Raw genomic sequence first — 12,473 nt, 5'->3', positions numbered from 1 at the left:
GCGCAAACCGTATCCGTGCGTCGCGCTCTCGAGACGATCGGCGCTATCTGGTCGTTTGGGGGATGCGCGACTTGCCTTTGAGCTGGCGGTTCTTGAAGTTCTCGACGGCCGCCTCCATGCCGAGGGGCACGTAGTCGAGGGCGAACAGGTCGTCGGGCAGGTACAGCATGAGGCTTTGCTCCGCGTCGCGCCCCGCTTGGATCTGCGCGGCGTCGGGCTGCGTCCCGGGCGTGGCGCAGATTCCGTAGACGGCGGCGCCCCGTTCGGTGAGCCGCTCCTCGTACTCCGTCTGGGGAACATCGGGATGCTCGGCGCGCGTGTCCGACGAGATCCAGAGCACGTTGTAGCCCGCGGCGGTGAATTGCAGCTTGGCGTATTCCCACAGCGGCAGGCTGTCGGTCCGCAGCGTGAGCGTGGCGCCGTGCGCGAGCAGGGGCCGATACGCCAGCAGGTGGTCGACGTTGACCAGGCGTTTTGCGGCGTGGTGTCGCTTGGGGTGCGGCGTCGGGAAATTCAGGGTGATGGCGTCCAGCTCGCCGGGCGAGAAGATCGCGGGGAGCGCCGCGGCGCCGCGCGGCACGATGACCACGTTGCGCAGGTGCTGCTCCACGACGCGCTGGGCGGCGTAGGCGATGCAGACCGGCTCGGCGTCCATGCCGACGTACAGCGTATGGGGGTTCCGCTCGGCGCAGCACGCGATGAAGGCGCCCTTGCCGCATCCGAGATCGAGATGGACCGCGTCGAACGTATCGCGCCCCACCGGCTCCGAGGACGGGCCGCACGGCCAGCACGCGTGCGCCCATCTGCCCGCGAACGTCTCGGCGTGCTGCTCGATGGCGTCCGCGTAGCGCATCAGGCGCTCGTCGAGGTCGAAGTTCTTGGGGAGGCGGATGTGCGTGAGGCCCATGGTGTCCTTACGGTCGGCAACGGTTGACGACCGTGGATTGTAAACGATTGGACGGGCCGGTCCCCGTGCGTCACGCGCTGGTCACGAGGTATGCATCATACGCATGGTCGAGGCGGTAGCCGAGCTGACCCGCAAGCGCGAGCGAGGCCGGCGTGTGCGCGTCCCAGTTGGGATAAAGGTCCCGGTCGAGGCAGGCGAGTATGAGGGCGGCGGAGCAGGCACGCGCAAGGCCGCGCCTGCGACGGTCGGGGCGGGTGTCGACCTCGATTTCGATGGCGTCCGCGCAGCGCGCATACGTCGACGCGCCCGAGACGACGACCCCGCCCTCCAGGGCGATGACGCCGACGCCGAGCTCGGCAAAACGGGGATAGGGGTCGAGCTGGGCCACAAGGTCGCGGCTCCAGTCCTGGTCGAGGCACGCGTGCCACAGGGGCTCGTCGATGGCGCGCAGGGCGACGCCGGCGGGCAGGGCGGAGGCGAGCTGGCGCAGGTGCATGCGATCGAATGCATCTGGATCCTTGGACGTCGCGTAGCGCGTGTGCGGTTCCGCGCGCCGTCCGGGCATCCGCTCGATGAGCCGGCTCCATGCGGCATCCTGGGGAACGACGATCGAGAGGCCGGACGTGCTGCGCGAGCACGCGGCCTCGAGCAGCACGGGGTCGGGCTCTCCTCCTGTGAAGACGAAGTCTCCGACCATGGCGACAGCGGAAGTGGGGCGGTCGGCATCGTTGGCCATGATGGCGCCCATGGAGCCCTCGAGGCATGCCCGCACGCTCACGTCATCGCGCCCGGAAAACAGCGCCGCGGTGCGTGCGGGATCGGAAAGCACGGCGTTCACGAGCCCTCCTTTCTGCAGACGAGGTAGCGGTTGAGCGTATGGGTGCGACCGTCTGCCGAGAAGCGGGCGCACTCGCGCATGCCGTGCTTTGCCACGTGGTCGGCGAACGCGTCGATCTCCGCCTCGTCGAAATGATGGCAGTAGCGGCGCGCCTGCGCATCGTCTTGCCAGCCGAGGAAATGGTCGCCCGCCTCGAGCTCGTCGGTGGGCCACCCGGCGCGGCGCGCCCCTTCGTCGGCGACGCGCGCCTTGGCCGATAGCCTCGCATCGTCCATGAACTGCCAAAACGAAAGCACGAGCAGGCCCGAGGGAGATACGCGCGCGGCGAGGAAATCGAGAAGGGCGCGGCGCAGCGAGCCGCCGGGGACGTGGTGCATGAAGCCGAACGAGACGACCAGGTCGCATGTGGGGATGTCGCCGAGGGGGTCCGTGCCGTCGAGCAGGCCGCCGAGGATGTCGCGCTCGACGAAGCGCACGCTTCCGTCGCTGGGAAGGTCCGCGGCGAGCTGGGGCGCGTTGTCGACTGCGACGCAGCGCCAGGCCTGCTGCGGTGCTCGAGAGAACAGGAAGCGCGGGAACCGGAGGTTGCCGCACGCGACGTCGAGCATCGTGCGCTCCCCGGCGCATGCGAAGGTGTCCTGGACGATTTCGGCAACGCGCTGCCAGCCGTCCCACGGCGCGGATCTCGTTGCCGAGAACGACGCGGCGTGGTCGCGGTAAAACGCGCTGTTGCAGGCGATGAGCCGTCGCGCGAGCTGTACATCCATGGAGGCGCCCCCAGACCATATGCAGATGGATCCGCTGCTTCCCGAAGCGTCATTGTACAATGCGGGGCATGGAAGACATCATTGTGAACATACTCGCTATGCTGCGTCGCGGCGAGGCGGTGGATGACGACGCGCTCGTCAAGCTCGTGCACGCGCAGGCCAAGCGGACGGGCGGCGACAAGCGCGCGTTCGCCAAGCGCCGCCTGCTGCCGTTCTATCAGAGGGTCAGGCGCGAGGAGCCTGAACGCTGGGAGGCGTGGGACGTCACGCCCGAACTCGAGGAGGGGCTGCTTCGGGTCTTGCGCATGAAGCCGCGCCGCTCCGCATCGGGCGTGGCCACCATCACGGTCATCACGAAGCCCTGGCCCTGTTCGAGCGACTGCCGGTATTGCCCCAACGACGTGCGCATGCCCAAAAGCTATCTGCACGACGAGCCCGCCTGCGCGCGGGCGGAGCAGAACTGCTTCGACCCCTATCTGCAGGTCTCGACACGTCTGACGGCGCTCACGCAGATGGGACATGCGACCGACAAGATCGAGCTCATCATCCTGGGCGGCACGTGGAGCGACTACCCGCGTCCGTATCAAATCTGGTTCGTGAAAGAGCTGTTCCGTGCGCTGAACGACGGTGCCGTGTCGGGTGTGGCGGCAAACCCCATGCTCGCGGAGCCGGGGCAGGATAAGGGGGCTGTGCTGGCGAGCACGACGCACGTGCCGGCGGAGGTCGCTCGGCGGCGCGCGTGGTACCGCGCGTGCGGCATCGCGTCGGATCCACAGGAGCTCGCCGCGTTCGCGGGCGAGGCCCAGCGTGCGGTGGATGCGGGCGAGACCGGCTACAACCAGGCCGTGCGCGCCCTGTTCGGCTCGAGCGACGCGTGGTCGCGTGCCGCTGCGGGGCAGACGGCGACGATGGAGGAGCTTGCCCGCGAGCAGCGCGCCAACGAGACCGCGCGCCACCGTGTGGTCGGCCTGGTCGTGGAGACGCGCCCGGACGCCATCACCCCCGAGGCGCTGACGCTCATCCGGAGGCTGGGCGCCACCAAGATCCAGATGGGCGTGCAGAGCACCGACCAGCGCATCCTCGACCTCAACGAGCGGCACATCACGGTCGGGCGCATCGGCGAGGCGTTCGACCTGCTGAGGGCGTTCGGCTTCAAGATCCACGCGCATGCGATGGTGAACCTGCTCGGCTCCACGCCCGAGTCGGACCGGCGCGACTACGAGCGCCTCATGACCGATCCGGCGTTCCAGCCCGATGAGATCAAGCTCTATCCGTGCGCCCTCATCGAGGGGGCGCGCCTGTGCCGCGATTTCGATTCCGGGGCATGGACGCCGTACGCGGAGGACGAGCTGCTCGGCATCCTGGTCGACGACGTGCTCGCCACGCCGGCGTTCTGCCGCATATCGCGCATGATCCGAGATTTCTCGACCAACGACATCAAGGCGGGCAACAAGAAGCCGAACCTGCGCCAGCTGGTCGAGGCCCGCCTTGCCGCGTCGGGCGCGGCGGAAGACGGCCGCGCTGCCGTGCGCGAGATCCGCTACCGCGAGGTCGGCACCGCGGACATCGATCCGGACGACCTGCGCATGGAGACGGTCGCCTATAAGACGACGAACACGCGCGAGCGCTTCTTGCAATGGGTGACCGCCGACGGGCGCATCGCCGGTTTCCTGCGCCTTTCGCTGCCCGACGCCGCGTACGTGCGGGAACATGCCGGCGAGCTGCCCATCGCTGCGGAGGAGGCCATGATCCGCGAGGTGCACGTGTACGGCATGGCGACGCGCGTGGGCGAGGAGGGCCATGCCGCCCAGCACCTGGGGCTCGGCCGCCGGCTTGTCGAGCGCGCATGTGCTCTGGCACAGGATGCGGGCTATCGCCGCATCAACGTGATCAGCGCGGTGGGGACGCGGGAATACTATAGGCATCTTGGTTTCACCGATTGCGGACTCTATCAGCAAAAGGAGCTGTAAATGGACGAGCGATGGACGCCGCGGCCCACGGCCGAGCACAATATGTCGGGCGCCTCGTGCCCGCGGCCTGCGCGCGGCGGCATGCCGGAAGAGGCCGTCGACGTCGTCGTGATCCTGGCGATCGCCATCGCGTGCACCATCGGCGGTGCCTCCGGCGGCGCGGCCGGCCTCGCCATGGCGATCCTGTTCGCCCTGGCATCGGTGATCGCCGTCGTCTACCTGCGGTTTGATCCGCACATCACCCATACCGCGAACGGCTTCGCCCTGATTCGCACCCGCCGCATGCGCGACGGGTCGCTCGCCCGCGTCTTTCGCCAGGGCGGGGTGTACCAGTCGGCGACCTATCTCGATGGGCGCAGGTTCGAGCCCGTATTCGCCTACCAGCGCGCGTTCGATATCGTCTTCGATCTCGAGGGGCAGAAGTTCGAGCGCACCGGCCGCGGCGTCGTCGACGTGCTCGCGCTCGGAGGGGGCGGCTACGCATGGCCCAAGCACGCGCTCATGAGCCATGACAATCTGCATATGGACGTGGTCGAGATCGACGAGGCGGTGACGCGGGCTGCGCGCCGCTGGTTTTTCGTGGACGAGCTCGAGGCGCGGGCAGGCGACCGCCTGCATATCATCACGGCCGACGGGCGCGCCTATCTTGAGGGCGAGCGGGATGCCGGGCGCTACGACGCGATCGTGAACGACACCTTCTCCGGGCATGAGCCGGTGCTCGCCTTGGCGACGGTCGAGGCCTCGCGCGCCGTGCGGAACCTGCTTGCGCCCGGCGGACTGTACGTCGCCAACGTCGTCTCCCATGAAGGCGGGACCGAGCTGACGTTTTTGCGCGACACGGCGGCGACGCTCAGGCAGGTGTTTGCGCGCGTCTGGATCGTCCCCGCGACCGATGAGCAGTTCGACGGCGAGGACAACTACCTGGTCATCGCATCAGATGAGCCGTATGCGGTCGTCGGGTCGATTCCGTTCGACGAGGAGTTCCTCGGCACGCCGATGACCGATGCCTAGGGAAGCACCGACAATTCATTTCGCGGCGGTCGGCGTTTCCCTGGCCCGTTCCAAAAAAGCACCGGCCCCCTTTAAAGCGGAGCGCGGCCCCAGCGATCGCGCCATTCGAGGACGCGTGCGCGCATGCCGGAGATATCCAGCACGCCCTCGGCGAACCCCTTGCGCACGAGCTCTGCAGGCAGCAGCTCGTCATACTTGTCGAAGTAGGGCACCTCTCCGGGGTACACGAGCTCGATGGGGTCGAAATCTGCCTCGGCCTCGGCGGCGACCACCTGGTAGAACGTGTCCTCATCCGCCTTCATGCGGAACTGCATGAAGTAGGGGCGGGACGGGTCGAGGCCCTTTAGGCCGAGCTCGCCGGCGCATTTGATCTTGAGCAGGCGCTCGAGTGCCAAAAACGCGTAGCTGCCCAGCCAGGGAAGCAGCGCCCACGTGTCGCCGCCCAGATTGATGAGCGGTCGCTCGGTCAGGTGCGCGTTGGCGGCGACATGGCGAGCCTGGAGCAGGCGAGCGCGCGCATTCACCATAAGGTAGGGGTAGTCGCAGCGCTCGGTCAGCACTTGGCGCATGCGCTCGAGCACGCGGGTGTCGATGTCGCCCGGGCAATCGCCGAAATACGCGGGCACGCGTCCTTTGACCTGCGTGCAGTACACAAGGTGGCGCTTCCAGTCGACTTCCTCGACGATCCAGCAGTGTCCGGCGATGGCGATGCGCTCGCCTGCAGGCGGCGGATTCACGATGGTTCCGAGCTCGGCAGATTCGGAGCGCACCGTGAACTCCTCGTTTTCCTGGAACACGGCGTAGAACTTGAACGAGTTGGTGACGCGTTCCCCGGCGATGCCCACGATGAGCCCGCCCGCCTCGGTCTGTTCGACGTGATCGATTTCGATGAGATGGCGCAGCAGCACGCGCAGGTCGTCGGCGCTCACGCGATGGAAGTACGACAGCGTGAGCACGCGCCCGGCGAGCTCTGCCGGCGTGAGTTCGCCGCAGCTTGCGAGCGTGGCCATGACCTGGTGATAGAGCAGGCTGTAGGGGAGACGGTCGAGCCGTGGGGGCTCCACCCACTTGTCCTCTCGGTAGAGCTGGACGAGCGAGATGCCCTGCAGGAGCTTCCAGGGGATGGTCTCGGGCAGCATGGCGCGCGGCTCGGGCTGCTCCTCGCGCATGACGAAGTGCATCTCGGGCGGGAGGTCGCGCCGGCCGGTGCGGCCCATGCGCTGCAAGAACGACGACACGGTGAACGGGGCGTCGATTTGGAAGGCGCGCTCGAGCCGTCCGATATCGATGCCGAGCTCGAGCGTGGCGGTGGTCACCGTGGTGAGCGCCTGTTCCTCGTCGCGCATGAGCTCTTCGGCGGTCTCGCGGTAGGATGCGGACAGGTTGCCATGGTGGATGAGGAACCGGTCGGGTTCGCGGTTCGCCTCGCAGTACTGGCGCAGCACCGTGCAGACGGCCTCGGCCTCTTCACGGGAGTTGACGAACACGAGGCATTTTCGGCCCCGCGTGTGCTCGAAGATGTAGCCGAGTCCCGGGTCCGCATCGCGCGGAGCGGTGTCAGTCGCGGTCATGAGCTCGGTTTCCGTCACGGGAGGGATGCTGACCTCGGGCTCGTCGGCGGGCGTAGAGTCCTCCGAGGAGCCCGACGCCCGGTGCCCGGCCTTTCCGAGCGCCAGCGCGCGGTCGCCAGGGGTGCTGTCGGCGCGCTCCAAAAGCTCGTCGAGCGTGGGCGCCGCGGGCCCGATGCGCTCGCAGCTCACCACTTCGGCCTCGACGGTGCCCGCGGTGACCGTGGTGCCGGTTGCCTGCGCTGCGCGCTCTGTCGCCTGGGGGCCGGTGATGTAGAAATGCTCCATGGAAAGGCGCCACGTGCGCCGAGGCTCCTCGAAACGCGGGATGATGCATCCGCGCCCGGTTCCCGCAGACAAAAACTCGCCGGTTCGCTCCGGGTCGCCGATGGTCGCCGACAGCCCGATACGGCGGGGGTTCACGCCGGCCATGCGGGATAGGCGCTCGATCAGGCAGAGCGTCTGCCCGCCGCGATCGCCGCGCAGAAGCGAGTGGACCTCGTCGATCACCACGAAGCGCAGGTCGCCGAAGAGCCTTCCGATCGCCGAATGCTTATGGAGCAGAAGCGCCTCGAGGGATTCCGGTGTGATCTGCAGGATTCCGGATGGCTGCTTGAGCAGCTTGCGCTTATGGGACGAGGCGACATCGCCGTGCCAATGCCAGACGGGGATGTCCGCTTCCTCGCAGAGGCCGTTGAGCCGGTAAAACTGGTCGTTGATGAGGGCTTTGAGCGGTCCGATGTAGAGCGCACCCACCGAGGCGGGCGGATTCTCCCAAAACAGCGTGAGGATGGGGAAGAACGCCGCCTCCGTCTTTCCCGAGGCGGTCTGGGCGGTGAGCAGCACGTTCTCGTCGGTGTTGAAGATGGCGTCCGCTGCCGCCACCTGGATGGATCGCAGGTTCTCCCAGCCGTGCCCGTAGATGAAGTCCTGCACGAACGGCGCGTAGCGGTCAAAGACGTTCACGAATCCATCCTCCTCACATCCTCGGGGCGCTTGTCATCGCCCAGCATGCCCGCGCCCTGCCTCGCCGTCCATATCCCTCTGTCCGCGATCTGTCACGAGGATACGGGGCGGTGGAGGGCGTTGCCCTTTCGGCGGCATCATTGTATCATAGAATCAGAACATATGTTCGCATGTTCTCGCCTAAGTTGCGCAACAGGTTCGGCTGCTTCTCTGTCAGCATACAATACAAGGGGAACCACCTGCGTCAGTGAGGCGAATGGAGGAGTGATGGGTATGCTCAAACCTTTGCATCGAGGTGCGCTGCATCGTCTGGCGGCAACATGCCTGGTGCTCGTAGTGCTGTTCGGCTTGAGCCCGATGGCGGTTCGCTCGGCATGGGCGGACCAGCCGTATCGGTCGAGCAACGCCGGGGACCAGGACTACAGCCGGTGGGCATCGCCGGTATCAAGCCATCTGGTCGAGACGTCGGCGGGCGATCTCATGCGCGTCGAATACGACGAGGGCGCTGACGTGCTGCGTATCGAGGAGTATGCAGACGACGGCACGCTGTTGTCATCGCGCACCATGGGCGCGCTCGAGCTCGCTCCCGAGGGCGTGACGGCGGCGCAGGACGTGCTGTGGGGCGGCTTCTTCGCCGGATCGCAGAACTATTTCGTGGTGACGGGTCAGGCGAATCCCACCGAGAGCGATGATGTGCACGTGGTGCGCGTCTCCAAGTTCGACCATGCGTGGAACTACATCAGCGCCGTCGACCTGTCCGGCATCAACACGCGCGTTCCGTTCGACGCCGGCTCGCTGCGCATGCTGGAGACCGACGGCGAGCTCTACATCCGCACGGCACACACCATGTATGCCTCGGATGACGGGCTGAACCATCAGTCGAACATGACGTTTATCATCGACGAAGCCACCATGCGGCCCGTCGACGGCTTCTGGGATGTTATGAATATCGGCAACGCGTTCGGATACGTGAGCCATTCGTTCAACCAGTTCGTGACCGAGCTGAACGGCACCGTGTACGCGCTCGATCACGGCGACGCCTATCCGCGCGCCGTCGTGATCAAGCGGCTGGGGGCCACCGGTTCGAGCTCGTATACCGAGGTGCTCGACATCTACGGCGAGATCGGAGACAACAGCACCGGGGCTACCGTCGGCGGATTTGCCGCTTCCGAAACGAGGGGGACGTTGCTCGCGGTGGGCACGAGCGCGCCTCAGGACGGCAGCGTCCGCCCGGGTGCGGGCTCACGCAACGTTTGGCTGAGCGTGACGCCCTCCGATCTCGGGACCTCGACCTTCACGTGGCTGACCTCGTTTGCGGCGGATAGCACCGAGGAGGCGCTCAACCCGGTTCTCGCCAAGGTGAACGACGATCTGTTCATGGTCGCGTGGAACACCTCTGCGGGCCAGCTCAACTACCTGTTCGTAGACGGTACGGGCGCGCGTCTGGGCGATATCGCGACCGCCGAGGGCAGCGTGTCGGACTGCCAGCCGATCGTTCACGATGGCGCGCTCGTGTGGTATGCCACCGGTTCGGGCTACAGTTCGACGGCGCCCGTGTTCTATCGCGTCGACACGGCAACGCGCGAGCTCACGACGGTAGACACCGCGCCGGGTCTGAGCGTGGGCGGCATCGAGCCCTCCTACACGTATACGGGCTCCGCGATCGAGCCCAAGCCCGTGGTGACGCGCGGGGATGCGACGCTTGCCGAGGGTGCGGACTACACGCTTTCCTACGAGAACAACGTGCACGTCGGACGCGCGACCCTGAAGGTCACGCCCTCCGACGGAAGCGAGGCGGCCGTCGTGCACTTCACCGTCATGCCGGCAAGTCTTGAGGATGCGCAGATCTCCGTTCCCGAGGTGTATTACACGGGGCGTCCCCTGGAGCCCGCGCCGTCGGTGTCGTTCAACGGCATGGCGCTGCTGGAGGACCGCGACTTCGTCATCGTGTCCTATGACGACAACGTCGAGATCGGGGAGGGCAGCGTGCGCCTGCGCGGAACCGGTGACTTTACGGACACCGTCGAGGTGGCGTTCACCATCGCCGAGGAGCCGAGCGACTACGGCTTCCCCGATGTGACGCCGGGCGACTGGTACGCGACCCGCGACGTGCTGGGTTACACGCTGAGCCATCGTCTCATGAACGGCTACGACAACGGCCTGTTCGGGCCCTACGACTTCATCACGCGCGGACAGGTGGCCTGCATCCTGTACAACATGGCCGGTCAGCCCGCGGCGACATCGCCCGATTTCGCGGACGTCGACTACAGCGAGTACTACGGAGGCGCGATTCGCTGGGCGCGTGCGCACGGCGTGGTCAACGGGTACGGAGACAACACCTTCGCGCCCGAGCGGATCGTGTCCCGCCAGGAGCTGTGCGCGATGCTCGCGAACTACGCCGAGAAGATCGGCGGCATGACCATCGAGTCGGATTGCACGGCGCTCGATGCCATCAGCGGAGCCGACCAGGTTGCCGGATGGGCGCGCACCGTGGTCGGCTGGGCGGTCGACCACGCCATCATCAGCGGCGAGGTCGTCGACGGGGTGGCCCAGGTGAACCCCGAGGGCGGCGCGTGGCGCGCATCGGCGGCCAAGATGGTGAGCGTGCTGCACCGCGACGTCCTGTAGGCCATGCAGAGCGGACGCGCGCAATGAAAAGGGCGCCCCAAGGGGGCGCCCTTCGTTTTGATGCCCAGTTGCGGCATCTGCCGGGTTCTTCGCATGCACGGCAGCGGACGCGTCCGTTCGCATTCCTCAGCGGAGGTTCCGGGGTCAGAAATTGCTGAAAAATCGACGTTGTGAACGGATGGCTTCAGGACACCCGGAAAAGCGCACGTGCCGCACGGGCGTTACCTGCGGAAACGTCGGCGCTCCACGTGCCGTTTTGGGCGGGTTCGGAATCAAGCCATCCACAACGTCGATTTTTCAGCAAAACTGCGGCTCGGAACCGCCACGCTCCTATGAGATGGCAAGAATCTTGCCGCCGAGAGCCAGAGCGTCCTGCTTGTCATGGGTGCTGATGATGAGGGGTCGCCCGTCGAGATGGCGCGTGACGAATGCGAGCGCCTCCTGATGCGTCTTGCCGTCCAGACCGGTAAACGGTTCGTCGAGGAGTACGACGTCGGCGTCGGCGGCCAGCGCGCGCACGAGCTCGACGCGGCGGCGCTGACCTCCCGAAAGCTCCCGGACGGGTGATCCAAGAGCGTCTTGGGGCAAAAGCTCGGCCAGCATGGCGCGCGCGTTGCGATCGCGCGGCGCGAACAGGCGAACGTTCTCCTCGGGCGTCAAATCGTCCACCAAGCGCGTTTCCTGGAACACGGCGGCAAAGCGGGTCTCATCCGGTATGGACAGGTTTCCCGAGACGGGAGAAAGCAGCCCCGTGATGGTGGAGAGCATGGTGGTCTTGCCGGCGCCCGAAGATCCCATCAGGCAGAGGATCTCCCCCGGAGCGACCTCAAAATCAACGGCTCTGCATGCGGCCGTGCCGGCGTGGCCGGCGCGCAGCTGCCGCGCGACGATGGTAGCGCCCGTCGGCGTCGCTGCCGTGCGCCCGTTCTGATGCAGGGCCGCCCAGCGCCCAGCAGCGGGCCAGCATGCGTTGAGCGCCGAGAGCACCGCGCGCTCGAACACCCAGGCGACCAGCACGACCACGATGGTCCAGGCAAACAGGTCTGCCGTCTCGAGCAGTAGTTTCGCCTGGTAGATGCGCTCGCCGATCGATCCGTCCGGCACGCCGATCAGCTCGGCCGCCACGCCGGCCTTCCAGCTCATGGGCAGCACGGTGGCGCTCGCCGCAACCAGATAGGGCATGACCCCGGGCACGACGTGCGCCAGCAGGCGCGTGCGCGCGTCGGCGCGATAGAGGCAGAACAGCTCCTCCATCTGCGGATCGAGCTCGTCGAGCCCTTTCAGCACGGGGAAGTAGATGCCGGGCAGCGCCATGAGGAACACGGCGATGGCGCTCACGTTGCGCGAGCCGAACCAGATGAGCAGCACGACGACCACGCAGGCGACGGGCGTGCTCTTGATGGCGGAGAGCGCGGGCGCGGCAAGCGTGCGCACGAGGGCCCATCGGTGCGCCGCGGCGGCAAGCGCGATGGCGAGGGCGTAGGCGACTACGGTGCCTGCGGCGATTCGGAAGAATGAAAACGCGATCTGCCCCCAGAACGCCGCGGTGGGCACGAGGCGCGCGAGCGCGCGCAGGGCATCGAGCGGGCCTGCCAAGATGAACTCGCTTGCGACCGCCATGCTCGCAAGCTGCCACACGACGATCCAGAAGAGCACGGCGAGCATGCCGGAGAGCCTTCGGGACAAGGTGTTCTGCGTGGTCGTGCGGCTCAAGGGTCGATGCCTCCAAATGGCTTTGGGATAGAGAGAGGGGGCCGGTGGTTCCAGCCCCCAAGCAAGGCGACCGCCCCTGCACGGTTCGGACGGGCGGCCTGCGGG

8 protein-coding genes are annotated in these 12,473 nt (G+C 66.9%); 3 read left to right on the top strand and 5 right to left on the bottom strand.

Annotated features, from left to right (window positions below; translation table 11 throughout):
* Nucleotides 1–43 precede the first annotated feature (43 nt).
* The 3 genes from B5F74_RS11180 to B5F74_RS12450 form a co-directional block, all read right to left on the bottom strand.
* A complete protein-coding gene (locus B5F74_RS11180; protein WP_087202518.1) occupies nt 44–907 on the bottom strand; it encodes a methyltransferase domain-containing protein in 864 nt (287 codons plus the stop codon).
* Nucleotides 908–977: 70 nt separating this feature from the next.
* A complete protein-coding gene (locus B5F74_RS12455; RefSeq protein WP_158095775.1) occupies nt 978–1,745 on the bottom strand; it encodes a GNAT family N-acetyltransferase in 768 nt (255 codons plus the stop codon).
* Nucleotides 1,742–2,512 carry a class I SAM-dependent methyltransferase gene (locus B5F74_RS12450; protein WP_158095774.1) on the bottom strand — a complete coding sequence of 257 codons (771 nt, stop codon included), beginning with the start codon at nt 2,510–2,512 and terminating at the stop codon, nt 1,742–1,744. The genes B5F74_RS12455 and B5F74_RS12450 overlap by 4 nt, the downstream gene beginning before the upstream one ends.
* Nucleotides 2,513–2,580: 68 nt before the next feature.
* Between B5F74_RS12450 and B5F74_RS11170 the strand changes: the two genes are divergently transcribed.
* Nucleotides 2,581–4,482 (top strand): tRNA uridine(34) 5-carboxymethylaminomethyl modification radical SAM/GNAT enzyme Elp3, encoded by a 1,902-nt coding sequence (locus B5F74_RS11170; protein WP_087202542.1) that lies wholly within the window; start codon nt 2,581–2,583, stop codon nt 4,480–4,482.
* Entirely contained in the window at nt 4,483–5,493 is a 1,011-nt protein-coding gene (locus B5F74_RS11165) for a fused MFS/spermidine synthase (protein WP_087202516.1), read from the top strand.
* Between the two features lie 71 nt (nt 5,494–5,564).
* Here B5F74_RS11165 and B5F74_RS11160 read toward each other — a convergent pair whose 3' ends face one another.
* Nucleotides 5,565–8,027: a DEAD/DEAH box helicase gene (locus B5F74_RS11160; protein WP_087202514.1), complete on the bottom strand. Its 2,463-nt coding sequence runs from the start codon at nt 8,025–8,027 to the stop codon at nt 5,565–5,567.
* 273 nt (nt 8,028–8,300) lie between these two features.
* Between B5F74_RS11160 and B5F74_RS11155 the strand changes: the two genes are divergently transcribed.
* A complete protein-coding gene (locus tag B5F74_RS11155; RefSeq protein ID WP_158095773.1) occupies nt 8,301–10,655 on the top strand; it encodes an S-layer homology domain-containing protein in 2,355 nt (784 codons plus the stop codon).
* A 330-nt stretch (nt 10,656–10,985) separates the two neighbouring features.
* On the opposite strand, the gene B5F74_RS11150 is transcribed toward B5F74_RS11155, so the two are convergent.
* Entirely contained in the window at nt 10,986–12,368 is a 1,383-nt protein-coding gene (locus B5F74_RS11150) for an ATP-binding cassette domain-containing protein (protein WP_143753875.1), read from the bottom strand.
* Nucleotides 12,369–12,473: the final 105 nt, after the last annotated feature.

The sequence above is a fragment of the Collinsella sp. An271 genome, from assembly GCF_002159695.1.
Taxonomy (GTDB): domain Bacteria; phylum Actinomycetota; class Coriobacteriia; order Coriobacteriales; family Coriobacteriaceae; genus Collinsella; species Collinsella ihumii.
This window is presented reverse-complemented; position numbering and strand designations above follow the sequence as displayed.

Coding starts and splice junctions, on each gene's coding strand:
- B5F74_RS12450 (WP_158095774.1), bottom strand. CDS start 2,512: ATGGATGTACAGCTCGCGCGACGGCTCATCGCCTGCAACAGCGCGTTT.
- B5F74_RS11170 (WP_087202542.1), top strand. CDS start 2,581: ATGGAAGACATCATTGTGAACATACTCGCTATGCTGCGTCGCGGCGAG.
- B5F74_RS11155 (WP_158095773.1), top strand. CDS start 8,301: ATGCTCAAACCTTTGCATCGAGGTGCGCTGCATCGTCTGGCGGCAACA.
- B5F74_RS11165 (WP_087202516.1), top strand. CDS start 4,483: ATGGACGAGCGATGGACGCCGCGGCCCACGGCCGAGCACAATATGTCG.
- B5F74_RS11180 (WP_087202518.1), bottom strand. CDS start 907: ATGGGCCTCACGCACATCCGCCTCCCCAAGAACTTCGACCTCGACGAG.